Raw genomic sequence first — 23995 nt, 5'->3', positions numbered from 1 at the left:
ATCGGGCTTCTGTTAAGCTTATAGAGAGGATGGAACCATCCAGAACAACGGCAAGGGGTTAAGATCATGACAAAAATAGTAGTGGTGGATGACGACGTGTTCATATTGCAATTAATATCTGAGTATTTGAAAAAAGAATCCTACGAGGTGACTTCCTTTTCCAGCGGCAAAACCCTGGTGGAGCATATCCGTACGGACCGTCCGGACTGCCTCGTTCTTGATATTATGATGCCTGGAATTGATGGACTTTCCTTGCTGACTCAGCTTCGTGAGTTTACGGAAATGCCAATTATTATGATTTCCGCGCGCGGTGAAGAAAGTGATCGTATTCACGGGCTGGAGCTGGGATGCAGTGATTTTCTGACTAAGCCCTTTAATCCACGGGAGTTGGTTGGAAGGGTCAAAGCGATGCTGCGACTGAGCAAGGCCGGGACGTCTGCCTCGGATGATAAGGAAGCGGCAGAAATCACAGAAGTATGCCGTGCAGGCAATCTGTGTATTTTTGCAGATTTTCGTAAGGTCACAGTGGACGGACAAGAGTTGAATTTGACCTCGCGTGAATTTGATCTGCTGCTGTTTCTTTCAAATCATTTGGAAAGACCTTTTGGCAGAGAGCATCTGATTCAGCAGGTGTGGAACTATGATTTTATAGGTGATGTGAGGGTTGTGGACGATCTGGTCAAACGAATTCGTAAAAAGCTGGCGGAATACCACTCTACGCTCGTCATTAATACCGTGTGGGGATTCGGATATAAAGCAACGGTTCAGGAGCAGTAGCCATGCGTACGATGAGAGCTAAAATACTGCTGTCTCTATCTATCGCGATGCTCATTACCGTCTGTATTACGGTCGTTTTGTTCATCAGGCTTATTGACGACCTTCTTGTAAATCAAGCTAAATCCAAGCTTCATGAGCAAGCACGCAAAGCCGTCCATATTATGAGCGACGGAGGCTTTGACCGGCTGAATACTGCTGAACTTAACTATGTTATCAAAGGTATGCTTTTGTCTGCCGATTATTTTATTTTAAGTACGGATAACCGCATCATCGACTCCAGCGTCTCTGGAATGGAGGGCAAAAAGATAGAGAGTTTGCTATTGATCCGCCAGGGATTTTTTGCATCCGTTCATCCGTCTACCCATGATCTGGCCGCCGCACATGAAGGGGTTGCTGTGCTGCAAGGTAAAAAAATCCTGTTTACCAATGAGGAATTGCCCGGGCAACCCTTTCGTATTTTTGTATATTCGCCCTTGTCTTCTTTAAGGGCGCTGTATGTCCCGCTCATGAGAACCACCATACTGTCCATTGTGGCGAGCTTTCTGGTGATTCTCGTCATTGGGCTCATGGTCGTTTCACGACTGGTGCGTCCGCTCAAGCGCTTGAAGGAGGCTGTAGGCAACTATGAGCCGAATCAACCGCAGGAAAGTGATTTTCCGCAGGCAGATAAAAGCGAAATTGGCGAACTGATCGGCACCTTTCATTCCATGTCCGTCCGTATTCAGCAGCATCACCATGATCAAATTGAATTTTTGCAAAATGTATCTCACGAGCTAAGGACACCGTTAATGTCCATTCAAGGCTACGTATATGCCATTCAGGATCAAGTCGTATCCCAGGACGAGGGGCTAAACATCATTAAAGTGCAGTCTCAGCGATTAATTGATATGGTGGAAAAGCTGCTTCAGCTATCAAGACTGGAGGGGTTGAATGAAGAATGGCCTGTCTCTCTGATTGATCTTAAAAGCATGGCAGAGGACGCTGTTCATTTGTTAATGCCGGTGGCTGCTGAACGCTCGATCTCGCTTCGTGTAGAGGGGGAGGGCCTGCATGTGGCCGTTCCGGCCGAGCAATTGTTCCGCATGATATTGAATTTGTTGCAAAATGCGGTTCGACATACCTCTACGGAGGTTGTCATTCACTTGGAGACAGGGACAACTCCGGAGGTCGTATGGGTTATGCATGTGGATGATGACGGGGAAGGGCTGACTGAATTAGAGGCAGCGGAGGTGTTCGGAAGATTTTATACAGGCTCGAACGGTGTCACGGGTCTGGGATTGGCCATTTGCCGTCAAATTGCCTCCCGATTGGGGGGGGAATTGATCTGTACACGTTCACCCTTGGGCGGGGCACGATTTAGTTATATACAACGCATGTTATAAATGAGTACAAAAATGGTTAAAACTGATCGTTTCCCAATCCGAATATTCCATATATATGACATGTTACGATAGGTTTTTGATCTTATTTTAGATATTGCTTGACTGGCAGGTACTAAACTGAGTAAAATTATTCGTATATACCTTGGCTCATGAACGTCGTTTTTTTAGATAGTGGTCAATAATAGTGTGGTCAATAATAGTGATGAATAAATATGAAAGAGTGATGAGATGAATCGCCTTTTGGAAGTGAAGGACTTAACGATATCTTTCAAGACCCGTCAGGGACTAGTGCAGGCCATTCGTGGCGTAAACTTTCATGTCAATAAAGGAGAGACACTGGCCATTGTCGGTGAATCCGGCTCAGGCAAAAGTGTAACCTCACAAGCTGTTATGAAGCTGATTCCGACCCCTCCCGGCATTTATCAAAAGGGGCAAATTTTATTTGACGGGGAAGAGCTGATTCATAAAACGGAAAAGCAGATGCAAAAAATTCGTGGTAAGGAAATCGGTCTGATTTCTCAGGACCCCATGACTTCGCTTAATCCGACAATGAAGGTCGGCAAGCAGATCACGGAAGTGCTTTTCAAGCATGAAAAGATATCCAAGGAAGCTGCTCACAAGCGGGGCATTGAGTTGCTTAGCCTGGTAGGTATTCCACATCCAGAGCAGCGCTTTAACCAGTATCCGCATGAATTCAGTGGCGGCATGCGTCAACGTGTCGTAATTGCGATGGCACTGGCTGCTAATCCCAAGCTTCTGATTGCCGATGAACCGACGACTGCGCTGGACGTAACGATTCAAGCTCAAATTTTGGAATTGATGAAGGATCTTCAAAAGAAGATCGACACTTCCATCATCTTTATTACTCATGACCTCGGCGTTGTAGCGAAGATGGCGGATCGTGTTGCTGTTATGTATGCTGGGCAAATTGTGGAAACAGGTACGGTTAATGAAATTTTCTATAATCCGAAACATCCGTATACTTGGGGGCTTCTCGCTTCCATGCCAAGTTTGGACAGTCATGGTCAGAAGCTGGCAGCCATTCCAGGAACGCCTCCCGATCTGCTGCACCCACCTGTAGGGGATGCTTTTGCAGCCCGCAGTAGCTATGCCATGAAGATTGACTTTGAGAAGGAGCCTCCACTCTTTCAATTATCCGATACACACTTTGTGAAATCATGGTTGCTGCATCCAGATGCGCCTGCGGTTGAGCCGCCAGAAGCGGTAAAGGCCAAGCTCCGCAAGCTGGATAATGCATTTGAAAAGCCGGTTTTGGTAGAACAATACAGCGTTTAATGAACGATGCAATTTGCTGCTAAACAACTCGTAAATAAAAAAGGGCTGCTCTCTCCGTGGAATCATCTACGGGGAGAACAGTCCTTTTTGGTGTGAAAACAGGTTATTAGAGCTATGATTGTTTGTGTCAGCAAAGCAGTTTTATAGTTTACCGGAACCGGCCTGAGAAGTGACTTCTGCTTTTACGCTGGCGGATGGGGAAATTTTATCGTTCAGCGTTGGTTTCCAGCCTACAGAAGAGCTAAGACCCGCGCTGGAGCCTGCGTTAACAGCTTGTCCATTCAGGAGTGTGCCCGTGTCTGACAGGGCAGTTCCACCAAAGACCGACACAATTTTGTCTGCAGATAAGCCTGCAACGTCGATGACATTGTTTTCGGCGAATATTTTGGAGGATTTACCTGCGCCCCATATATACAGTGAAGGGTATTCGGAGCGTTTTACATCACCTGCATAGTAATTGTTATACACATGAACTTGTCCATACCGTACACGTGGTGTGCGTTGTACGGTGTTTTCATAATAATTGTGATGCAGGGTTACTCGTAAAGCTCCTTTATCTGCTGTTTTGCTGTCGCTGTTGCCAATAATTGACGTTTTATCATGATCGTAAAAGTGATTGTAAGAAGCCGTAACCAGATCCGCTTGGTTAACCACATCGAGAAGTCCATCATGATGCTGGTATTCTCGGCCGTAAAACGTACCGTTTTGGCTATCGGGATGAGATCCATCATTAAAGGAATTATGGTCTACCCATACATGTGTAGCACCGCTAATGGTAATGCTGTCATATTCAGAATTCCAGTTGCCTGTACTACCGTCATTTGGGTCCCATTGAGGAAAATAATCGTAGGCATCCTGGAACTCAATATTACGGATAATGACGTTGTCTGTCCCTTTTTTCAGTTGGAGGTTAGCGCCGTTAATGACGGCATTGCTACCTAGACCAACAATTGTTGTATTGGACGGAATATCAATGACGACACGACTGGCCTGATTTTTTTGTGAAGCCTCACGTGCCTTTTCCAATGTGCCGGACGGAGCCTTTTTACCCCATGTAGACGGATCATATGCTTTGAGGTAGGCGTCAAAATCATATTTAGGGTCCTTGTAATCATTTAATCCCAACGGCTTGTTATTATCATCGACGTTGGCGTTGATTGTGCCTTTGACATAGATGATTTTAGGCGTACTATTGGTGCTTTTGCCCAAAGCGTCGACTAATTGCTTGCGATTCGTTACGGTGAAAATATTGGAAGAAGAGGCCGCAGCTCCGCCTGTTGTGCCTGTAGAAAAGGCTGCCCAACCGTTTTTGCTGCCGAGCGTTTCTTTACCAAGATCGGTGGCTGCATGAACAGGTGTACCAAGAGGGGTCAGGGTAGTGAACAGCAAGGCTGCTGCGATTCCGATTGAAAATCTCTTTTTCATAAAATACCTCCGAATATGAGATGAATGGAGTAGACGAACGAAGGGAGTCCCGGGTGCTCCTATGGTTCCTACATTTTCTATCATACTTCTCATTCCAGTATTTGTTAATATAATAAAAGTTACACACCAAAATTTTTGTCGAATTTTTTATGTAATGCTATAGAGCTCTGCTTTTTTCCATTAAAAGCGAATACAAAATTATGAAAACGTTAACAATCATATGAAATGGGAATTGTATATATGAATATATGGAATTGTTTTTGTGTTTTTTGCAAGAACTCAATACTCTTCATGGGTTTTATACTAGACTAGAGGAGGTAAACACAGATACCTCAAAATGTTAACGATTTCAATCTCAGTTTCTATTTTTCTGAATTAATCCCTCATAAACAATACTGCTTTCCGGGTCAGTATGGCACTCATATAGATGCACCCGTTCATTTTGTGAAGGGTAAACGTTACCTGCATGAGCTTTCGTTGAAGGAGCTGGTAGGAGAATATTACATATTGGAGCAGGATCGTTATCAGGTCGAGGTGCTGACGAATTTGGACAAGCTGCCTGCGACAGGTGCAATCATCTATAATATCGTTCCAAGCATTCAGGATTCTCCCGGATTTCCGGTGCGTTCTTTTGCTATCTTGCCTTAATCATCTAATACCGGATTATTGGAATACAATTATATAATCATTTTGAGAAGGAAGACCGATTCAGATACTACATCTGAATCGGTCTTTTATGGTGTATACGGGGTAGCGTACAGCGTGATTGAATGCTCAGTCCAGCTTGAATTTAAGTGATTATAGTAACCGTAGGGGCAGAAATGGTAGGCTGAGTTGTGATAGTGGAGGTCGTGCCACTAAAGTCGGATATTTCTATGACAACGGGGACCCCTGGTGTAATATCTACGGAGTTAATGACCAGACTTGCTGTAGTTAGAGTGAATAAGGAACTTTGCTGAATCACTCCATTAATATAATAATTAGCAGAATCCGTAGCCGCTAATGTCGGCAGAGCAACAACTGAAGCATCTGCGTCATCAACAAAGCTTGCCGCAGGCACAGTTGTTGTTGTTGCGCCGATCATCCCGGCTGTAATTGTTGCAAAAAAACGAGTCACGGCCGGGGTTACAGTCGTAGTTACGGCACCACCAGTTGCTACGGGAGCAGTAGCTACTGCTGTATATACAGGTTTTATGATTGGCATAGTTCTTACCTCCTTTCTTTGTGGATATGAGCCATTTGCTGGCTCTTAATCAATAAATGATATTTTAACCTATTAGGAAACGGCACATTAACCTTTTGATTAATAATAGGGTGGATAGAGGAGGCCCTATTTTGTTGCAGGTGCAGATGTATAGCAACTCGTTGGTATTTGATATATTCAAATGCCCAAAACCCCAAAGGGATATGTGCATATAATACATGAGGCTGAGAAAAGGAGGTGTAGATGGCTGGTATGGCAAGGCGCGATTCAGCACTAAGGAGACATCGAAAGCGAACCGTACATTGTAAGATCGTCAGCCGAAGCAAGTACATCGGTCGAAGAAAATGTAAAACAATTCATCCACCCAAAGGCAAAATGAAAAGAGGATTCCACGTCCAAAAGCTCTCAAAGCTAAACATACAGCGACGGTATTATAATACTCATGGAAGGCGTCGGAAGAAAAAAAATTTGATGGATACGCGAGTGATAAAAGAGGTGGATGGAAAGCAGAGGAGTGCTGATTCAGAGAGAGAACAAGGCATTCCCGGTTTGACAGGACAGCAAGGTCAAGCCGGAACGACAGGTGCACCGGGTGTTCAAGGTGTGGCAGGAGTGCAGGGCGTACCAGGTCCAGCGGGAGCACCCGGAATTCAGGGAATACCAGGTCCAGCAGGATTACAGGGAGCGCAGGGAATACCGGGTCCGGCTGGTGTACCAGGTATAACAGGGGCAACGGGCTTACAAGGTCCTGCTGGAGCACGGGGCATCACTGGTCCAACAGGAGCGCAAGGTGTAACAGGTCCTTCCGGCCCGGCACCTGACCTTTCAAATATTGAAATTATCCCCACGGCTCAGCGGTATTTTTATTTTGCTCCTGATTTTATTGAGTCTTCGGTCACGATTATGGCGGATCAATTTTCTGTAGATGGTATGCAGGATGCTTTTCAACGGTTTCATGTCGGAAGTACCAGCTATGCCAATTTGTATATTAATGGCATGATCCAAGAAAGTACATTGTATAGCCTGACACCTTCATCGCTGACGATTCACCTCAACGAAGGAGATACCATTTCCACCGGCACGCCTATTATTGTGGAAATCGTTCAATTTAGTGTGCGATCCAGTGCATGATATCGTTTGTGATGCAATAAGCCGCAGACCCTTCAATGCGAACGCCAAGCTGTTCGGCTGCCAGTCTGGACCAGAATGGATTGCGCAGCCCGCCCAGCAGCCTCCTTGAAGGCAAGCACAAGATTACGAATTCCCTCAAGTGTAATGGATGGGTCAGTTTGGTGACAGCAAGGACCTCCAACATGATCATCCTCATCTGACCAAGCCCGAGCGTGTGATGCAGCGCATGTTTACATATAGCTTGCATTTTAGTTAGTTATCACTTACTATATCCTTATGAACAAGAAAACACATGTAGATAGCAAGAAGAAGGATATTTTGCAGGCGGCGATGCGTTTATTTGCAACCAAAGGGATTGATGGCATTTCCGTCAAACAAATTGGGGAGGCTGCCGGTGTAACGGATGCCGCAATATACAAGCATTTTAAGAGTAAAGATGCCATGGCATTGGAAGTATTCGGGCAATATTGCAATAGCTATACCACATTAATTGACTTCTACCGCAAGCAGGATGGGAGCTTCGTCAGCCGTTTCCATCAACTGGTGGATGATGTGCTGGAAATGCATGATGAAGATCAGTGTGGTCTGCTTTTGTTGTCACAGCATCATGAGCTGTACGCTGAGGCAAGCCATAGTCAGCATGTGCGTCAGCCGCTGGAGGCGTTAACGGAGTTCATCGAGCAGGGGGTTCAACGTGGAGAATTGCCCAAGCAGAATGCCCAGCTATCCGGTGTGCTTATCATCGGAGCTATTACACGCTTGTCTGTGTCCAGTCTGGAAGGTGAGCTTCCGCAGGAGCTTGTTCCATTTGCAACAGAGGTCAAGCAACGTTTAACTGCTTTATTAAGTGAAGGTCAGTAGTGGCCTTTTCTTTTTAATTAAAAGGTTAGTTCTTTCTAACTAAAATCATAATATGAAGGTAGGAAGTAGTTTATATGTCCAGGAAAATATTGGTTGTTCAGGGGAATCCGGTCGTGGGAAGTTATGGAGAAGCGCTGGCTCAATCCTATGTAAAAGGAGCAGAGGCTGCGGGAGCTGAGGTGCGTTTGTTGCAGCTGTCCGCGCTGGACTTTAATCCCAATCTATTAGGTGGATATCGTAATAAATTGCCACTGGAGCCTGACTTGGTCCAGGCTCAGGAGTCGATTAAATGGGCAGAGCATCTCGTTTTTGTCTTTCCGATCTGGTGGGGCAGCTTGCCTGCATTAATGAAGGGATTCATTGACCGTATCTTTATGCCAGGGTTTGCGTTTAAGTATCACAAAGGTAAACCCTTGCCTGAGAAGCTTTTAAAAGGCAGAACGGCCCATCTCATCACAACGATGGACGGACCGCACTGGTATTACCGATTTTTTCAGGGACAGCCGGGGCATCGCATGATGAAGGATTCCACATTACATCTATGTGGTGTCAAGCCCGTGCGTTCTACCACCATTGACCTGATGAATAAGAAGACGGATCAACAGCGCAACGAGTGGTTAGGCAAGGTGGAGCAGTTGGGGCGAAGCATGAGGTAGGAGGGCAAAAATGGAACCAGTAATAAATCACAAATGGGATACCTATAGGAAGAACCCAGGACAACATTAAACCTCTTTTTGTACCGTAGGTCATCGTATTTCATTAGAAACTTCCTGCAACTGGATATTAAAGCTTTGTCCACAATATCGCTTACCTGAGATAACTCGACAAGCTGACCAGCTTGTGAGAAAAGCTTTATCACAGGTAGACCAGATGGTATCTGATCATAATCAGCCTGACAAAAGGAAAAAGACCACCATGGGAGGAACTGGCTCGCATGGTGGTCTTATATATGGATTATACATCAGAGAATCAGAAAACGTACATTTTATACAGGCACACCTTGATCAAGGAATGGCTCATGTTTTGCAATCAACGTTATATAAATATCGTTGCAACGATTAAAATAAATCCTATCACCAGACCGGCAGGGCCCCAATAATGCATAGGGATAAAAAACAGACTGTGCTGGGTTCCCATTCGATAGCGCTGTCCCGTCTCCATATCAACTAGCACTTTGTCCGAGTCGGCGTTGAGTGCTTTCCCCAAATACCAGATAATAACCCCCGACACAATGAACACAAAAGCCATCGGCAGCCGGGAGTCTATGGAGTCAAGCCCTAGAGCGGATACTAAACTGCCGACAATAACAAATAAAATCCCTGGAATAACAATATTTAAAATACCAAAACCCTTCCAAACAATCACATGAAAACTTCCTTTCTAGTTATGTTTACGTTCATGGTGAGTCTCTTCGTTGAAATGATAGATAGACTCATTACTCTCATAATTCAAATCCAACATATGTATTTATCGGTTAAAAGAGAGATTTAGTTAACAAAATGACCCATTCAATGGGGGATTTACAATGTGTAAAACTGGAAAGAAGGCGTCATCAGGGGAGGAAAGCTTGGATACACGCGGAGTGTAACCCAGGACGTTTGCAGGTCCCCACAAAAAAAGCCGTTTCTCCACATCTTCATAGCCCGGCATAATCTCTGGCTTGAAGGAGGAAAAGCGGCTTTTTCAATAAGTGAAGTGAAGTTCTGTGGCTATTCGGCTGCTGCTTTGGCTTGCTCTGCTGCGAAAATTACAGGCTTCATAATCCGGCTCAGCATATCCTGCTTTGGACGATTCCAGGTAACCCAGTCATCCAGCAGCAGTCCACCCGTGTCGCCGCTATTCGGATTCAGGGACCAGTACGTAAAGTACAGGTTGTTGGCACGAATATAGTCAACAAGTGTATTTTGCCATTTACCCTCAGTAGTAGACAAATCGACATTACGACCACCGAACTCACCGACCAGCACCGGAGCTATGTTTTGCTTGCTGATGTAGCCCCAGGTTTGATCCCAGATCGCTGGCAGGTTGGACGGGAAGGTGGGGTCGTTGAACCATGGCTGCGAGGACACACCAGGGCCGTAATCATGTGGAGAATATACGACACGGTTCGGTACATCAAGAACGACAGGGTAGTTGGCTACACCTGTCAGGTTGCCACCCCACCAGTATTGGCTATTGTTGCCTTGTACATTGTGGTCCACACCTTCCACCAGAATCAGCCAATTCGGATTCACGGACAGAATCGCATTCCCTGCGCGCTGTGCCGCCAGACGCCAGTCTGTGGAGAGATTGCCTGTGCCCCAGCTTGCCTGACCGTGTGGCTCGTTGTGCAAATCCGCACCGATGACGGTAGGGCTATTTTTATAACGTTCAGCTAACATCTTCCAGTCACTAATCCAGCGAGACTCAGGGTACTGGGAGGTGTACCACAGCTCGGATTGTCCACCTGAGCCCGGACGGTGACGGTCAAGGATAATCTGAATACCGCGTTGTCCAGCTTTTTCGACCAGCTTGTCCATAATTTGAATCGGAGTTAATCCGACCAGATCAGGATTTTTGTGATAATCAATACTGTCTGGACGGGAACTGGCATCGAATAGCTGATTGCTGTAAGGCAGGCGGATCAGATTGTAGCCTTCCTTTTTCACCTGGTCCAGCATGTCGTCCATCGAGCGGCTCCACAGTCCATGCAAGGTGTAATTAGGAGTTTCCAAGCCGAACCAGTTCAAACCGTTAAATGCCGCCTCTTTCCCGGATTCATCTACAATCTTGTTTCCTTGGGTATGATAATATCCTTTCACACTGGCTGCATCTGTCGAAGCGGGAGCGTAGCCATACAGTGTGAAGCCCATGACGAGGGAGGCAATGACGAGAAATGACTTCTTCATGCTTTTTCTTTTCATGTTTCTTGCTTCCTCCGTCATTTAAATAACTTTGTAACCGATTACAATTTCATTTTATGTTCAAATATTCCATTAAACAAGTTCATAAAATTTGTATATTTCTAAGATTCCGTTCGGATTTAATAGATTTGTAACAACGTTTTGTCAACGTCTCGAGGCTGACCTCAGCAAATACAGCATACTAAATGAAAATCACAAGCCACATCAACGAATAATGAATTTGATTCGGTTGAATGATTCGAGATATGAAGAAGACCTGCAAGTATGTTATATTTAACAAACGGCAATCGTGATGAACAGTAATGTAGTGATTTTTTTAGTAAAGCCACAGGGCCGAAGAACAAGTGTGCAAAGCGTTCTGATGGTGGAACAGCTACAGGATCGAATATAGATTGACTCAGTTATAGAAAAGGATGAGATGATTTTGGAAAACAACGAAACTCAGCAGGAATTTGCAGAAGTATATGAGCAGCTTAAAGTAGCTGCAAACCGAACCTCCGATTGGAAAGCGCGTCTAGCTGCGGTAAATGATCTGGGTGCATGGAAGAACCAGCAGACGATTGACTTGCTGACACACCGTTTGAATAATGATACGGTATATGCCGTTCAGGAAGCCGCTTACCGCAAGCTTCAGGAATGGGGCGAGAATGTACAGCCGCCTGTGCGCAAAGAGGGTGAGCTTGTTAAGGGCCTGACGAAGATTCTGGTGCGGATTAAAAAAAGCCTGCCAGCCGACCATACCTATAACGATTTTCGCGAGAAGCTGCACAAGATGAGAGTCGATATTTATGACGTGTATGAAGGTGACAAGGGTGCTGAGTTTGATCAGTGGCTGGAGCAAAAATGGGCCTCGTTATCCACAAGATAATGTCTTAACCCTGAAATAGAATGTATTTTTAAGGATTGTTACTGGTGATGCAGACGGAGCCTTAACAAGGATAAGGGATTATCTTTGTTAAGGTCTTTTTTATTTTGTTCCTCTTAAAAATCATGTCCTTGATCTTTATGCCACTGTGTATATACTTTGTCCATATGGTACGATAGTTTCGGAATATTTTAGTGACACATTGGAGGGACCAACATGAGCAAGGTGAGGCTATGTTTTATCGGGGCTGGTTTTCATGCTTCAACCAATATATATCCTGCTGTCATTGAAGCAGGTGCTGAAATTCAAGCGATTGCAACCAGAGATATAAGCAGATCGAAGGCAGCGCTTCAGCGGTTTGGGAGTAGCGGTACGCCTTATGACAATTACAAGACTATGCTGGAGCAGGAAGATTGTGATGGAGTTGTCGTGATTGCTCAAGCGGCAGATCACCCATCGCTTGTCCTGGACTGCATTAAGGCCGGAAAACATGTTTTTGTAGACAAGCCACTGAGCTGGAACGCTGAGGAAGCGGCGCAAATTGCAGATGCGGCGGAAGCAGCGGGCGTGGTACTGATGGTCGGCTTCATGAAGCGCTACGCACCTGTATACATAAAATTGAAGGAACTGATGGAGGGTGGCACACTTGGATCCGCCCGCTCATTTCAGGCGAAATTTCTCGTGGACAGCACCCTGTTTTGTAAAACCGGCGAAGATTTCATGAAGCTGGCGGCGATTCATATGGTGGATCTGGTTCGTTATTTATTCGGGGAAGTGGCGCAGGTTACCGGATTTGCGAACGACAACGGTGAGTTTATTTCCCATACGATTTCGCTGAAATTTGAAAATGGTGTGGTGGGCAGCGTATACTTCGCAGGTATGCCAGCATGGTCACGTGAGAGCGAAGGGATCACTGTAACCTTTGATCACGGTTTTGCGAACGCGGATGAAGTGAACACACTGATCGTTCACAAGTCGGAGAGTCACACGGAACTTCCTTGGAAATCCCTTGCGGAAAACGATACGGTTTTGACACCGTCAGCCTCGGCGATGTCGGGCGGGTACCGTGACTTGTATTTGCGCGGTTTTGTAGATGAAATTACTCATTTTATGAACTGCTGCCAGGAAGGACGGACACCTTATTCAAGTGGACGGGATAATGTGAAAACGATGGAGCTGTGCGACCGCATTTTGGCTGCACTCCAATAGGGCACAGACTAAAAATGTACAAGCTTTGAGGCTGAACTGTATCTTGGTGGGAGGGCTTTGAAAGAAGCTACGTTGTAACTAGCTAGTAGATGGCTCCTGCATTCGTCGGGAGTCATCTTTTTTAATATTTATCGTTATTGCGAGTTGTTGTCGATAATGGTTCATCTTTATTAATTTTCACTGAAAATATGCCAACAAAGGGGAACGATGCGATAGAATAGAAAGCGTTATCATTACTCATTTTGCTGTGATGATCTAGGGGGAGAAGACACATGCGTTCAAGGTTCCAACCATTAAACACGTTGCGTAATCAGATTTTTATCGGGTTTATATTGGTGATGCTCATTATGATGAGTGTGGCGGGGGCGTTCATTTACCTCAATGTATCTGGCCTGTTGAAAAACAGTGCCGAGCGGCATATTGGTCAGACGGCGGTACAAGCAAGCGGCAGGCTGGATGCATTAATCGGCCAGATGGACAGCCTGACAGAGCAGGTGGCCAATCATCCGTCAGTTCAGCATATTTTGCTGGAGGAGCGCAACGGGGGCAAGGTGTCTTTTCGACAGCGTCAATCACTACTGCAAGTGATGCATAGCTATCAGGCTTATATGCCGAGTGTCGGCTCGCTGGAGCTGTATACCGCCGAAGGGAAGATGTTGTTTCCGATTCGGGAGGGTAGTCTGGTGGACCGTATCGGACAAGCGGACATTCAGGAAGCGAATCAAATGAAAGGCAGACTGGTCTGGGTCGGCATTGATCCGGAGGACCCTCGGTCGCTGCTGGCGATTCGGCAGGTGAGTCTGGTGGACCGCTGGTTTTCACGCGGAGGATATCTGATTACCCGCATGGAGCGAGGCTATTTTGGGCTGAATGATGCATCAGCGGTCAATGAAGAAGAGGATGAAAACATGCTGCTTGTAGATCGTCAAGGCCAACTGCTGTCGGGCAAACCTATGAAGCAGACAGATTTGTCAGGTATACTGCACAGCAGGACACAGACGGTTCATATTGGGGAGCGGGAATATGTGAAGGCGGTTCAGCAATCGGAACGGACTGGCTGGTCGCTGCTGATCCTGATTCCAGTTAGTGTCGTCACAGACGGAATTACGGTTTTACGGACTACACTTATAATTTCCGCATCTCTTGGTGCCGTGTTATTCCTGTTTATGTCCTTTATGTTGTCTACGTTGATTACCAGACCGATAGGTCACTTGATTCAGGCAATGCGTCGTTCACGGGAAGGGGCATTGGTCTTGAATCCAGAACCGGCAGCAGCAGTCGAACTACGGGAATTAAACGCAGAGTACAATACGATGATTGTCGATATTAATGAATTGATCCGTGTCATTTGTGAGAAGGAGGCTTTGCAAAGCCAAACCGAGCTTAAAGCGCTGCAGGCGCAGATCAACCCGCATGAAGTGGAAGAAGCGGCTGTTATGGACGGCTGCTCCGTCAACCGGATGTTCTTTCAGATCGTACTGCCCATGACGACCCCGGTCATGGCAACGACGTCTATTATTAACATGATCTACAACTGGAATGAATTTATTTTCGTCAATACGTTCATCAGCTCGGACGAAAACAAAACATTAACCGTTGGCGTTCAGAACTTTATTGGACAATATACGACCGACTGGGGAGCAATCGGAGCTACGTTGATGATCAGCATTTTGCCTATTTTGCTTGTGTTCCTCATCATGAGTGACCGGATTGTGGAAGGGATCGCAGCCGGGTCGGTTAAAGGGTAAAACAAATTTCTCTGCCAGATTTGAAGAAGCACCCCCTAGCATAGACACTGGATCAAACCTCTTGGTTTGTCCGATGAATGCTATGGGGTGCTTTTTTATGCCGGTCCGGTTTTGAATTGAAGGAAAGTAAGCGTCAAATAGCCCACAACTCAAAAAAGAAGCAGGCTAATCCCAAGATTAGCAAGGAAAACTCTGTGATATAATAAATGTTTTTATGTTACACAGTTCAAAAACCACCGGACCAAGTAATAATAAGAAATGCAATAATTAGGGGTAATAAACCGCCCTTTACGGGCGGTTATATTTTTGGCTGAAAATCAACATTGAGAATTAACATAGCATAAAATTAAAAAACTTTATTCAGCAGGTGCGTCAAAAAAGACAGTCACAGAATGGATCGAACCATTTTCAACAATCATAAATTCCTGCCCGGTGAAAGATTGGGGCTTGTCCGTCGATCCGTAATACCAACTAATCCTTACATGGCCATGGTGTTCATCTAAAGACCCAGGAATAATAGTGAAAACAAACCCCGGAAACTTACCTTGTACTTCATCTATCAAAGTCATAAGTGCATCGCGACCAACGAATACATTTGCATAGGAAGGGTCATACACATGGCAGTTTTCTGAGTAAATCTCATCGATTGCCATTCTTCTTCTTTCGTGATCTGTTTCACTCCAGATTTTGAAGTGTTTTTGCATTAGCTCATTCATTGTACTCATTCTTCAATCCTCCCAGCGCTACGCAACCAGTTTATCTGGTCGGCTTTCGTTTTTTTTGACTTCACATATAAGAATCGACGATCTTCCGAAAAACGTAAGTTTTTCAGTGGCCTCCCTCAAAGATCGGCTGCCTTTAACGTATTTGATTAGATCGTGAGAACTAGCCTTAAGCCTTACAGGTTGAGGTCACTCATCGTAGCTTCGGGATAACGCAAGCCAAAGGCTGTTCCTCGCGGAGCCACTTCGTCGATGCGCGCCAAGTCTGCTGCTGTCAACTCGACTGCAAGCGAGCCTACGTTCTCCTCCAAGTACTTGATTCGCTTTGTACCAGGGATTGGCACGATATCGTCTCCCTGCGCCAGCAACCAGGCAAGTGCCAGCTGTGACGGCTCACAGCCCTTATCGGCGGCCACCTCGGAGACCCGCTCGACGAGATCCAGATTGCGCTGGAAGTTTTCCCCTTGGAAGCGGGGGGAGAATCGGCGGTAATCATCCTCCGCCAGGTCCTCGAACTTGCGAATCTGTCCGGTCAGAAATCCGCGACCGAGCGGGCTGTACGGCACGAAGCCGATGCCGAGCTCCCGACATACAGCTAAGATGCCGTCCTCGACGTCGCGGCTCCACAGCGAATACTCCGTCTGTACCGCGGTGATCGGATGCACGCCTGCCGCACGGCGAATGGTAGATGGAGCTGCCTCTGACATGCCAAGGTATTGCACCTTGCCTTCGCGTACCAACTCGGCCATTGCGCCGACCGTCTCTTCGATCGGCGTTTTCGGATCAACTCTGTGTAGATAGTACAGATCAATATAGTCGACGTCGAGACGACGCAGGCTCGCTTCGCAGGCGGCCTTGACATATTCCGGACGGCCGTTGATACCTAGGAACTTACCGTCCTCGCTGCGCACGTTGCCAAACTTGGTCGCCACTACTAACTTGTCGCGGCGTCCCTTGAGCGCTTTGCCGACCAATTCTTCATTTTTGCCGACGCCATACATATCCGCCGTATCCAGCAGATTAATGCCCAGCTCCAATGCGCGGTCGATCGTGCGCAGGGACTCCTCGTCGTCCCTTCCGCTATAAAAGTCGGACATGCCCATGCAGCCGAGTCCGAGCGCCGACACTTCAAGGCCACTCTTGCCTAACGTTCTTCTTTTCATATTCGGTTTCGCCTCTCTTTTCGGGTAAGTTTGATCTTCGCCTTTATTATGCGACGATGGGCGCCCTACCGGGTAGTCGGTTTGTACCAAGTTATTGCCGAATCCTCCAACAGAACAGACGGCGCCTCGATCGGTGCTATAATGAACTTACCAAAGTGGATAAGGAATGGAGGGGAAAAATGCCGCACGACGATCAAGACAGACATTCGTTAGATTGTGGAAATAAGTCAGTTGACCAGCTCGCCGAGCTGGCCGGGTTGATCAAGCGTCATACGGGCAGAGACGGGATGTTCGGAACGTCCGTGCCATCGCTGCATCTGATTTGCAGCTCAAAGACCACACTGCCGGTCAATACGGTTTATGAGCCAGCAATCGTCATCGTCGCCCAAGGCACGAAGGTCGTTATGCTGGGAGGAGACAACTTTACTTATGGTCCCTCCTCGCATTTTGTCGTATCGATCGATCTTCCGGTCACCTCACGACTTATTCAGGCTTCCCCCGAAGCGCCTTATTTATGCATGCGGCTTGGACTGGATCCCGCTCAGGTGCTGGAAGTGATGAAAGGCGCAGAGGCGAAGGACGGCAGGGAGGCGAAGCGAGGCGCTTTCGTCGACCGGACGAGTCCCGAGCTTCTGGACGCGGCGGTTCGGCTCGTCCGGCTGCTGGATACGCCTTACGACATTCCTCATCTGGCGCCGCTGGTCATCCGCGAAATCTATTACCGGATAATCAGGGGAAGGCAAGGTGAAGCCTTTACGCAGTTTGCCCTCGCCGGCAGCGGCACTAGCCGGATCGCCAGAGTCATCGCCCGCATCAAGCAGGATTATGCCCAGCCGCTTCATATAGACGAGCTCGCAAGAATGGCCCATATGGGTCCCTCATCGCTGCACCGTTACTTCAAAGAAGTGACTGCGATGAGCCCGCTGCAGTACCTGAAACGGATTCGTCTTCAAGAGGCGCGCCGTCTGCTGTTGGCCGAATCCCTCGATGCCGCCGATGCCGCTTACCGTGTCGGCTATGAGAGCCCCTCGCATTTCAGCCGCGAATACGCAAAACTTTTCGGACTCCCGCCGATCAGTGACATCAGAAGGCTGCGAGAAGAGACGGTGCAGGAGATCGATTGAGGACTTGTCGTCACACGGATCTTCGGATATGTATACTTTAACCTGAATTTCGAAAGCCCGTAAGAACAATGCGAGTTGGCATTGCAAGGGTTGAAGCGTATGTAAGAATATAGGAATTATCCATGCGCTATGGTGATGGAAGCCTTTTACGGATGGTCTTTCCCCCTCCCCACTAAAGGGGCAGTCTCCACTTCCATGTGAAATTTTGGCGATTCTCATTCCAATTTCGCCACTCGGGCCTCGATTTGTTTCCAGGCATAGCGGCTGGCGAAATCTTTCATCAGCTTCAACACGACGGAGCGGCCGTGCCGAATGAGCGTCGCGGCGCAATGAAAGAATTCCAGTCGGAACCGAGCAATCGTGTAGCCTTGATGCACCGGTTCGCAGCAGCCGCGTTTGAAGTGCTCAAACACATTGTAGGCAATCAGCTTGATGAGCAAGTCCAGTTCGTTAGCTTTAAAATCGCCTGTCGCGATGCGGTCGATGGAAAAGCCGTTCTTGGCTTCCTTAATGTAATTTTCCATACAGCAGCGCTGGTTGTAGAACCGCCATAAATCGACCGGCTCCCACTCCAGGTTGGTCACGACCGCTTCGTACTGCCAGTCAGCGTCAAACACCATCCGGCCTTGACCGTCGGCGAACACCTGTGCCTTACGGATGACCGCTACTCGGCGCGCCTTGTTCCAGGATGTCGCTTTGTAGGTCAAGCTGATGCCTTCGATGATCCAGTCTTCGTCGACATAGCGCGTCCAATAGCGGCAAGCCTGGACTTCTTTGGCCAGTCACCCGGTCCATTTCAGCTTGCCAACATAACCAATGTTTTTCTGCTCCCACAAGCCGTAGAAATCGTCGCCGCCGAAGCCTTTGTCAAATCGGGCGTACTTCACTTTGCGCTCGCCGAGCAGGTCAAAGGTTTGCTTGAGGAAGTCGGCAGCGTCGGTGGAAGAGTGGGTGTTGCCCGGCCGAAGAACCGCATTCAGGTTGAGCCGGGTCTGGCCTTCAAAGGCTAGCAGTGGATGGTAGCTTTTGCGTCCGGTCTTATGCGGATTGGTGCCCTTGGCGGCACCGGACTGATCGCCGTACACGGTCTCTACCGTGGAATCCAGATCGAGAATGAGATCGGCAGGCATACAGGGCTGGATGACTGCATGGTTCAGTGCCCGCAATTGGGTCGAAAGATTCGGGGACGAACGTTCCCATCTGATCAATTCCTTGTACAGCAAGCTGTGGTTTGGGCAACGGCCGCCGAGAAACCGTTTGATTAACGTGTCATCCTGTAGACGTCGGAAGTGGAAAATTCGTTCGCAGCCGAGCATCCAGCCGACGATGAGATAGAGCAGAATGCGATGAACAGGAAACAGCGCGTTGTGCGCTTTACCGCCGGAGAAGCCGCGCATGGCGTTGGCCAACTTGATTTTTTCGAGAAAAGCCAGAAAGATCTTAACGCCTCCGAAACTGGTCGCGTTTTGCAGCGAAAATTCAGTCTTGATTTTGCTAATGGCTGTGGTAGACTTCACCTAAAGGGTGCTCCTTTCTTTGTGGGTGATGTTCTCGACAAACACCATTCTACCAAAGACTCGGAGTCCTTTTTTATATTTTCAGAGCATGGTACTTTCGAAATTCAGGATAATTACTCTCCATACTTGGAAAGGAGATTGTATTTTATCTATGGAAATTGAAAATCTAATTACAGTAAAATCGAGAGAAGATTTGAGGATTTGGCTACAGGAAAATTGTAAGATTGAAAAATCTTGTTGGGTAGTAGTTAATATGACGCTAAACCCAGATACGTTGCTATATTTGGACGCGGTCGAAGAATCTTTGTGCTTTGGATGGATTGATGGAGTCAAAAAGAAAATATCTGAAACTGGGCTGGCGCAGAGACTGTCTCCTAGAAGCAAAAGAAGTTCATGGACTGAATTGAATAAAGAACGTGTTCGCCGCCTCGAAAAGTTGAGTTTAATGAGAGACGAAGGAAGAAAGGTACTTCCTGATATGAGTCACGATTCTTTTAAAATAGATAGGGTTATAGAGCAAAGGCTAAAAGAGGAAAGGCATGTATATGAGAATTTTTTGGCATTTCCAGCTCTTTATAAAAGGTTCGGATCGACACGATACAAAGCAATAAAAATCAGCCCGAATTATTTAAGAGTAGATTGGACAAATTTATAACAAACACTAAAGAAAATAAAATGTACGGTCAGTGGCATGATAATGGACGCCTTCTAGATTATTAAGATGCGCTAATGGATTATGTCTAGCAGTAGTTTTTTTTTTGTTAAAACCTGCTATCCAGAGTTGATAATCTCCATTTCGGCCCTTAAATTCAGAAGGCACGCCTTGCACACAGTGTACGGACATACGCGTAATAATCCCGTGGAACAGCCTTCTCAGCGATTGTCTCTGATCATTCAACTGACGAATGACAATCGGCTCTTGCTCCATATTTTGACCGATACAAGCTGCTCCTTGTTCTTCGGAGAGCAACCCACTGATATGTAAATAGGCATGATCATTAATGGTACGTGTTATTTGAAGTTTTTCGATGTGTTGTGGCTGAAAGGACCATAAAAGTGTAGGCTCTCATAGCCGATTCCATCTGACAATACGCTCAATTGAATTCATGACTCCTTTCTAGATGGGGGAGTACCCTTCGCCAAATCGAATCTACCACCATCCGGCTAATATGGCTATACGACACCTTGTTAGAATCTGATGCGTAGAACCCATAAAGACCTTAGCTCGCCGTTGTTTATGCGGGCGCTAAGGTCTTTTACATTTTGTTATTCCATAGGCATTTCGTTAAAGAAAGCTACATCATCGACTGCCAGCCTCACCGTCGGATGACCGGGCTTCGCCGCCTTGCCGATGGTGATCAGCATAATCGGAACGTAGCGTTCTGATATGCGGAAAGCTTCCATGAACTTTTGTTTGTCGTAGCCGGCCATCGGTACCGTATCGTAGCCTTTAGCGCGGGCGACAAGCATGAGTTGCATCGATACTAGTCCGCCGTCGGTATAAACTTTTTCGTGGATGGCCTCGGGCGGCATGCTCGAATACATGTCGGTATAGCGTTCCACCATAGATTTTGCCGTATCCGCAGGCATGAAGCCCGCATCGACAGCTTGGCCGTAAATCTTCTCGGCCATCCGGATGTTCTCGAGGTCTCCAAGAACGGCGATGACAGCCGAAGCCTCGACCACTTGCTGTTGATTGAATGCGATCGGAAGCAGCTTCTGCTTCAGCTCCGGCGAGTCAATAACAAGAAACCGCCACGGCTGCAGGTTAGCGGCTGAAGGAGCCAGCGTGGCTTGCCGCAATGTTTCGGTCAATTCCTCCCGCGAAATCTTGATCTCGGGATCATAGCTACGAACCGACCGGCGTTCTCGAATAACATCAAAAAAAAGTTGGTGCTCCATCGTTTGCGACGGTTGTGAAACCGACATGGTTCTCTCCTCCTTTTGGAAAAGCGGCATTCAGCATTTTGTTTCAATGCAACATTAGTTGCTTGAACAACTCTTGTTGTATTTATATGTTATAATAACAACCGAATGGTACGCAATCATCAATAATCATAAACCGTTGTATAGACAACACCATTTCTATAATGTCGTTTTATTGGGGAGATCTGAACCATGACAATTAAAAAGAATGAAGCCGATCCTCGTGTGATACGTACACGGCGACTCCTTCAAGATGCTTTTGCTTCATTAATTCAAGAAAAAGACTTTGAATCGATAACCGTTAGGGATATTGCAGAGCGGGCTACTGTTAACAGAGCGACTTTTTATGCGCACTTTGTAGATAAATTCGAAATTCTTGAGGCCAAACTAACGGAATTATTTATGACAAGCATAAATCGTAGAATAAGCAGTCACGAAGTGTTAAATGAAGAAACAATACAGAGTATTTTTCTGGGTGTATGCGATTTTCACAAGGATCTAAACACTATGTGCAAAAGAAGGTATACATCGTTTGGACCTGTATTCGAAATTCAAATAAAGGAAAAAATTCAAACGATACTGCTTTCCTTTATAGACAAAGACAAGATGCTATCGAGTCCAAACGCGGAATTCTTAATAAATACAGCTTCTATCATGTTAAGTTGGGGGATGTATGGGGCGGCTTACGTTTGGAACAATGAGGGGCGTCTAATAAGTGCGGAATTATTCGTTAAACAGACTATGCCCTTAGTGATGAACGGAGCCAGAGAACTGCTGGGATAGGTCCTGTCGCTTTCGGTATAAAGGTACGGGAGGTGATATTTAATAAAAAACTAGAATATGTATTTATCGGTTAAAAAAGTGGTTAGTTTACGGAATGTACCATTGGGAGCGGTATTTACAAAGTGTATTTTTTGAATAATAGTTTTATACAGTGAATAGATAGAAGTGGTAGGAGAGGAATGAGCGTATTAGTAATCAACGTTTTCTTAAAAAAATGAAATCAAAATTTCAAAATAATGTGGTGAAACCGGAAGAGAGCAACATACTTACCGACCCATAAACGAACTACCTTCATATAACAATAATAAAGAAAAAAGTATAGAAAAGGCTTGCGAATAGGCTATTTTTCACTTCGAGAAATTAGCTTGTAATAAAAAATAAAAGCGAAATTATTATCAAAAATAGATATATACTAGAAATCCATTTTCCAATAAAAGCTCCAAATTCGTTAGGATTTTTATATCCAATGATTAAACTAGGAGCAAAAAAAATACTGGATAGAAAAAAAGTGTAGTGAAACCTAGTATTGTCAACATTAGACCATGCGGGCAATCCTAAAAAGGAAAGCAACTGGTCCCCCAATATGTAATTGCCAAATTCAAAAGAAACAGCCATACCAAGAAGGGCTAAAAGCAAAGAAAGTGTTCCCCAACCTATCTTTTTTTCGTTTTTCTTCAGCAATTTGAAGATAATTAGTAAAATCGCAATTGCCTGTACGCTGTACGTCAATATTGATGAAAAGGAATGTTCCATAAAGTCCCTCCTTGAAGTGTTTGTCTATGTATTATGATATGAAGTAAAGTCGATAAAATAATCATATCAAAAAGATGTTTTGCTGTATAAAAATAATACTGGTGGCCCTGAAAGTGTTAGGAGCCACCAGTAAAAACTAATTTACGATATTGTTACATAATAAGAGCCAGTAAGTAAGCGTCAAACTTTCCACACCTTCAACTACTAACCTAGCTATAAGATCATGAGATTAACCTGAATACGGAGGGTAACTCATGAATGCCAAAGAACAACGCAGACAAGATTGGCACACACGTATCATAGCCTATCGGGCATGGCCTCGCGATGAAAGCTTTGTGCTCCGCAAATCATTGTTCTGTCGAACAATTGAAATATTGGCTGTACAAAATAAAGCGTGTATCATCCTCAGCTAGTCCAGATCCAAAGACTTCTCCCGTACAGTTTATACCTCTTGCCACTGTAGATCCACCTGGCAGCGTTTCTCCTTCTCTAATCCTTCATATCGGTGAAGCCAGTATCGAGCTTCATTCCGGCTTTGACCCAATGCTTTTGCGCGAAGTGATTCACGCGCTTACTTCACCATGCTGACCTTTCCAAGCAATCAGCGTGTGTTTCTTGCTTGTGGTTCCACCGATCTGGGCAAGTCGATCGACGGACTTGCTGCCATCGTTCAGGAAAGCTTTGGTCTGAATCCGTTCTCCTCCGGCTTATTCGTATTCTGTAACCGGGCATGCAACAAGCTCAATTGGTACGAAGAGCAGTTCCGCTTAGCGCAGAAGAAGCGTTTCGGTGCTTCCAGCGAGCAGACGCATCCGGATCAATTAGAACTCCCGTTGTTCAACGAAGCCGGAATGATTGCAGCACCTGCTGGTGAAGAGCCGCGGTCTGAACAAATTACCTACGAGCGGCGCAAATCATCCGGACCGTGCTCCTTATACTTCTTCACCCAATCTGAGAGTTGTGTTCGGCTGGCGATCTTGTATTTATTGATGATTTCGTATTGCGAATACTCACCTGAGAGACAATCCTGAACCGCATGAAGTTTAAGTTCTGCAGAATAATTCCGAGTGTGGGAATGAATTTCTAACCCCTCAATTCCGTACAACTCATAGCGATGTCGCCATTTCACTAAGGTGGTAACGCTGATGTTATGTTTTTTGCTACTTCCACACGGCTGCTCTGTCCTGCTTTTAACTCCTGTATGAT

Annotated in this window: 22 protein-coding genes and 7 pseudogenes; 17 read left to right on the top strand and 12 right to left on the bottom strand. The window is 46.1% G+C overall.

Annotated elements, in window-relative coordinates; translation table 11 throughout:
• Positions 1 to 66: 66 nt before the first annotated feature.
• The 3 genes from GCU48_RS03350 to GCU48_RS03340 all read left to right on the top strand — a co-directional run bounded on the left by GCU48_RS03350 (position 67) and on the right by GCU48_RS03340 (position 3455).
• The gene (locus GCU48_RS03350) at positions 67 to 777 is read left to right on the top strand and encodes a response regulator transcription factor (RefSeq protein WP_152379049.1); all 711 of its coding nucleotides are present in this window, start codon (positions 67 to 69) and stop codon (positions 775 to 777) included.
• Between the two features lie 2 nt (positions 778 to 779).
• Positions 780 to 2159, top strand: coding sequence for a sensor histidine kinase (locus GCU48_RS03345; protein ID WP_152379048.1), 1380 nt, complete (start codon positions 780 to 782; stop codon positions 2157 to 2159).
• 228 nt (positions 2160 to 2387) lie between these two features.
• The gene (locus GCU48_RS03340) at positions 2388 to 3455 is read left to right on the top strand and encodes an ABC transporter ATP-binding protein (protein ID WP_152379047.1); all 1068 of its coding nucleotides are present in this window, start codon (positions 2388 to 2390) and stop codon (positions 3453 to 3455) included.
• A 141-nt stretch (positions 3456 to 3596) separates the two neighbouring features.
• Here the strand turns inward: GCU48_RS03340 and GCU48_RS03335 are convergent, their stop codons facing one another.
• On the bottom strand, positions 3597 to 4880 hold the full coding sequence (locus tag GCU48_RS03335; RefSeq protein WP_152379046.1) for a pectate lyase family protein: 1284 nt from the start codon (positions 4878 to 4880) through the stop codon (positions 3597 to 3599).
• A 327-nt stretch (positions 4881 to 5207) separates the two neighbouring features.
• On the opposite strand from GCU48_RS03335, the gene GCU48_RS03330 reads away from it, so the two are divergent.
• Complete coding sequence (locus GCU48_RS03330; RefSeq protein ID WP_307499771.1) at positions 5208 to 5528, top strand: cyclase family protein; 321 nt, start codon at positions 5208 to 5210, stop codon at positions 5526 to 5528.
• Between the two features lie 142 nt (positions 5529 to 5670).
• Here the strand turns inward: GCU48_RS03330 and GCU48_RS03325 are convergent, their stop codons facing one another.
• Positions 5671 to 6084 (bottom strand): DUF4183 domain-containing protein, encoded by a 414-nt coding sequence (locus GCU48_RS03325; RefSeq protein WP_152379044.1) that lies wholly within the window; start codon positions 6082 to 6084, stop codon positions 5671 to 5673.
• Between the two features lie 471 nt (positions 6085 to 6555).
• On the opposite strand from GCU48_RS03325, the gene GCU48_RS28600 reads away from it, so the two are divergent.
• Entirely contained in the window at positions 6556 to 7215 is a 660-nt protein-coding gene (locus GCU48_RS28600; RefSeq protein WP_152382094.1) for a DUF4183 domain-containing protein, read from the top strand.
• On the opposite strand, the gene GCU48_RS03315 is transcribed toward GCU48_RS28600, so the two are convergent.
• Positions 7193 to 7399: a hypothetical protein gene (locus GCU48_RS03315; protein WP_152379043.1), complete on the bottom strand. Its 207-nt coding sequence runs from the start codon at positions 7397 to 7399 to the stop codon at positions 7193 to 7195. The two genes, GCU48_RS28600 and GCU48_RS03315, sit on opposite strands and share 23 nt — an antisense overlap.
• A 92-nt stretch (positions 7400 to 7491) precedes the next feature.
• On the opposite strand from GCU48_RS03315, the gene GCU48_RS03310 reads away from it, so the two are divergent.
• From GCU48_RS03310 to GCU48_RS03300, 3 genes and pseudogenes are all read left to right on the top strand, one after another.
• A complete protein-coding gene (locus GCU48_RS03310) occupies positions 7492 to 8076 on the top strand; it encodes a TetR/AcrR family transcriptional regulator (RefSeq protein WP_152379042.1) in 585 nt (194 codons plus the stop codon).
• A 74-nt stretch (positions 8077 to 8150) separates the two neighbouring features.
• Entirely contained in the window at positions 8151 to 8732 is a 582-nt protein-coding gene (locus GCU48_RS03305) for an NAD(P)H-dependent oxidoreductase (RefSeq protein ID WP_025720618.1), read from the top strand.
• A 50-nt stretch (positions 8733 to 8782) separates the two neighbouring features.
• Positions 8783 to 8946 (top strand): annotated as a pseudogene (locus GCU48_RS03300) (endonuclease V); the annotation flags it as partial.
• 165 nt (positions 8947 to 9111) lie between these two features.
• Here GCU48_RS03300 and GCU48_RS03295 read toward each other — a convergent pair.
• On the bottom strand, positions 9112 to 9441 hold the full coding sequence (locus GCU48_RS03295; protein ID WP_025720620.1) for a hypothetical protein: 330 nt from the start codon (positions 9439 to 9441) through the stop codon (positions 9112 to 9114).
• Between the two features lie 344 nt (positions 9442 to 9785).
• Positions 9786 to 10979: a glycoside hydrolase family 5 protein gene (locus GCU48_RS03290; protein WP_152379041.1), complete on the bottom strand. Its 1194-nt coding sequence runs from the start codon at positions 10977 to 10979 to the stop codon at positions 9786 to 9788.
• Positions 10980 to 11403: 424 nt separating this feature from the next.
• Between GCU48_RS03290 and GCU48_RS03285 the strand changes: the two genes are divergently transcribed.
• From GCU48_RS03285 to GCU48_RS28780, 3 genes and pseudogenes are all read left to right on the top strand, one after another.
• Positions 11404 to 11847 (top strand): HEAT repeat domain-containing protein, encoded by a 444-nt coding sequence (locus tag GCU48_RS03285; RefSeq protein WP_152379040.1) that lies wholly within the window; start codon positions 11404 to 11406, stop codon positions 11845 to 11847.
• 213 nt (positions 11848 to 12060) lie between these two features.
• Positions 12061 to 13053 carry a Gfo/Idh/MocA family protein gene (locus tag GCU48_RS03280; protein WP_152379039.1) on the top strand — a complete coding sequence of 331 codons (993 nt, stop codon included), beginning with the start codon at positions 12061 to 12063 and terminating at the stop codon, positions 13051 to 13053.
• Between the two features lie 1409 nt (positions 13054 to 14462).
• A pseudogene (locus GCU48_RS28780) lies at positions 14463 to 14801 on the top strand (carbohydrate ABC transporter permease); the annotation flags it as partial.
• A 356-nt stretch (positions 14802 to 15157) separates the two neighbouring features.
• Here the strand turns inward: GCU48_RS28780 and GCU48_RS03270 are convergent.
• Both GCU48_RS03270 and GCU48_RS03265 read right to left on the bottom strand, forming a co-directional pair.
• Complete coding sequence (locus tag GCU48_RS03270) at positions 15158 to 15526, bottom strand: nuclear transport factor 2 family protein (protein ID WP_152379037.1); 369 nt, start codon at positions 15524 to 15526, stop codon at positions 15158 to 15160.
• A 173-nt stretch (positions 15527 to 15699) separates the two neighbouring features.
• Entirely contained in the window at positions 15700 to 16686 is a 987-nt protein-coding gene (locus GCU48_RS03265; RefSeq protein ID WP_152379036.1) for an aldo/keto reductase, read from the bottom strand.
• A gap of 179 nt (positions 16687 to 16865) precedes the next feature.
• Here GCU48_RS03265 and GCU48_RS03260 point away from each other — a divergent pair, with 179 nt between their 5' ends.
• Complete coding sequence (locus GCU48_RS03260; protein WP_152379035.1) at positions 16866 to 17810, top strand: AraC family transcriptional regulator; 945 nt, start codon at positions 16866 to 16868, stop codon at positions 17808 to 17810.
• Positions 17811 to 18025: 215 nt separating this feature from the next.
• Here GCU48_RS03260 and GCU48_RS03255 read toward each other — a convergent pair.
• Positions 18026 to 19327 (bottom strand): annotated as a pseudogene (locus tag GCU48_RS03255) (IS1380 family transposase).
• Positions 19328 to 19478: 151 nt separating this feature from the next.
• On the opposite strand from GCU48_RS03255, the pseudogene GCU48_RS03250 reads away from it, so the two are divergent.
• Positions 19479 to 20047 (top strand): annotated as a pseudogene (locus GCU48_RS03250) (YdeI/OmpD-associated family protein).
• Positions 20048 to 20105: 58 nt separating this feature from the next.
• Here GCU48_RS03250 and GCU48_RS27625 read toward each other — a convergent pair.
• Positions 20106 to 20425: pseudogene (locus tag GCU48_RS27625) on the bottom strand (hypothetical protein); the annotation flags it as partial.
• Positions 20426 to 20593: 168 nt separating this feature from the next.
• On the bottom strand, positions 20594 to 21256 hold the full coding sequence (locus GCU48_RS03240; protein ID WP_152379034.1) for a nitroreductase family protein: 663 nt from the start codon (positions 21254 to 21256) through the stop codon (positions 20594 to 20596).
• 189 nt (positions 21257 to 21445) lie between these two features.
• Between GCU48_RS03240 and GCU48_RS03235 the strand changes: the two genes are divergently transcribed.
• Complete coding sequence (locus GCU48_RS03235; protein ID WP_152379033.1) at positions 21446 to 22036, top strand: TetR/AcrR family transcriptional regulator; 591 nt, start codon at positions 21446 to 21448, stop codon at positions 22034 to 22036.
• Positions 22037 to 22396: 360 nt separating this feature from the next.
• Here GCU48_RS03235 and GCU48_RS03230 read toward each other — a convergent pair whose 3' ends face one another.
• Positions 22397 to 22789 (bottom strand): hypothetical protein, encoded by a 393-nt coding sequence (locus GCU48_RS03230; RefSeq protein ID WP_152379032.1) that lies wholly within the window; start codon positions 22787 to 22789, stop codon positions 22397 to 22399.
• A gap of 254 nt (positions 22790 to 23043) precedes the next feature.
• On the opposite strand from GCU48_RS03230, the gene GCU48_RS27620 reads away from it, so the two are divergent.
• The 3 genes and pseudogenes from GCU48_RS27620 to GCU48_RS27275 form a co-directional block, all read left to right on the top strand.
• Complete coding sequence (locus tag GCU48_RS27620) at positions 23044 to 23202, top strand: hypothetical protein (RefSeq protein ID WP_244316061.1); 159 nt, start codon at positions 23044 to 23046, stop codon at positions 23200 to 23202.
• A 168-nt stretch (positions 23203 to 23370) separates the two neighbouring features.
• Positions 23371 to 23475, top strand: a pseudogene (locus GCU48_RS27615) (hypothetical protein); the annotation flags it as partial.
• 51 nt (positions 23476 to 23526) lie between these two features.
• Positions 23527 to 23712, top strand: a pseudogene (locus tag GCU48_RS27275) (transposase domain-containing protein); the annotation flags it as partial.
• Here the strand turns inward: GCU48_RS27275 and GCU48_RS29050 are convergent.
• Complete coding sequence (locus GCU48_RS29050; RefSeq protein ID WP_167518637.1) at positions 23688 to 23918, bottom strand: helix-turn-helix domain-containing protein; 231 nt, start codon at positions 23916 to 23918, stop codon at positions 23688 to 23690. The pseudogene GCU48_RS27275 and the gene GCU48_RS29050 sit on opposite strands and share 25 nt — an antisense overlap.
• Between the last annotated feature and the right edge of the window lie 77 nt (positions 23919 to 23995).

This window comes from Paenibacillus brasilensis (genome assembly GCF_009363115.1).
GTDB classification, from domain to species: domain Bacteria; phylum Bacillota; class Bacilli; order Paenibacillales; family Paenibacillaceae; genus Paenibacillus; species Paenibacillus brasilensis.
Note: the sequence above shows the minus strand (reverse complement) of the source record. Positions and strands in the feature narration are given on the sequence as shown.

Excerpts from the sequence above, each read along its gene's own strand:
- GCU48_RS03345 (WP_152379048.1), top strand. The coding sequence starts at position 780 with ATGCGTACGATGAGAGCTAAAATACTGCTGTCTCTATCTATCGCGATG.
- GCU48_RS03325 (WP_152379044.1), bottom strand. The coding sequence starts at position 6,084 with ATGCCAATCATAAAACCTGTATATACAGCAGTAGCTACTGCTCCCGTA.
- GCU48_RS03230 (WP_152379032.1), bottom strand. The coding sequence starts at position 22,789 with ATGGAACATTCCTTTTCATCAATATTGACGTACAGCGTACAGGCAATT.
- GCU48_RS27620 (WP_244316061.1), top strand. The coding sequence starts at position 23,044 with ATGAATGCCAAAGAACAACGCAGACAAGATTGGCACACACGTATCATA.
- GCU48_RS03305 (WP_025720618.1), top strand. The coding sequence starts at position 8,151 with ATGTCCAGGAAAATATTGGTTGTTCAGGGGAATCCGGTCGTGGGAAGT.
- GCU48_RS03310 (WP_152379042.1), top strand. The coding sequence starts at position 7,492 with ATGAACAAGAAAACACATGTAGATAGCAAGAAGAAGGATATTTTGCAG.
- GCU48_RS03340 (WP_152379047.1), top strand. The coding sequence starts at position 2,388 with ATGAATCGCCTTTTGGAAGTGAAGGACTTAACGATATCTTTCAAGACC.
- GCU48_RS03235 (WP_152379033.1), top strand. The coding sequence starts at position 21,446 with ATGACAATTAAAAAGAATGAAGCCGATCCTCGTGTGATACGTACACGG.
- GCU48_RS03335 (WP_152379046.1), bottom strand. The coding sequence starts at position 4,880 with ATGAAAAAGAGATTTTCAATCGGAATCGCAGCAGCCTTGCTGTTCACT.
- GCU48_RS03270 (WP_152379037.1), bottom strand. The coding sequence starts at position 15,526 with ATGAGTACAATGAATGAGCTAATGCAAAAACACTTCAAAATCTGGAGT.
- GCU48_RS03315 (WP_152379043.1), bottom strand. The coding sequence starts at position 7,399 with ATGTTGGAGGTCCTTGCTGTCACCAAACTGACCCATCCATTACACTTG.
- GCU48_RS03280 (WP_152379039.1), top strand. The coding sequence starts at position 12,061 with ATGAGCAAGGTGAGGCTATGTTTTATCGGGGCTGGTTTTCATGCTTCA.
- GCU48_RS03240 (WP_152379034.1), bottom strand. The coding sequence starts at position 21,256 with ATGTCGGTTTCACAACCGTCGCAAACGATGGAGCACCAACTTTTTTTT.
- GCU48_RS03290 (WP_152379041.1), bottom strand. The coding sequence starts at position 10,979 with ATGAAAAGAAAAAGCATGAAGAAGTCATTTCTCGTCATTGCCTCCCTC.
- GCU48_RS03350 (WP_152379049.1), top strand. The coding sequence starts at position 67 with ATGACAAAAATAGTAGTGGTGGATGACGACGTGTTCATATTGCAATTA.
- GCU48_RS28600 (WP_152382094.1), top strand. The coding sequence starts at position 6,556 with ATGGATACGCGAGTGATAAAAGAGGTGGATGGAAAGCAGAGGAGTGCT.
- GCU48_RS03265 (WP_152379036.1), bottom strand. The coding sequence starts at position 16,686 with ATGAAAAGAAGAACGTTAGGCAAGAGTGGCCTTGAAGTGTCGGCGCTC.
- GCU48_RS03260 (WP_152379035.1), top strand. The coding sequence starts at position 16,866 with ATGCCGCACGACGATCAAGACAGACATTCGTTAGATTGTGGAAATAAG.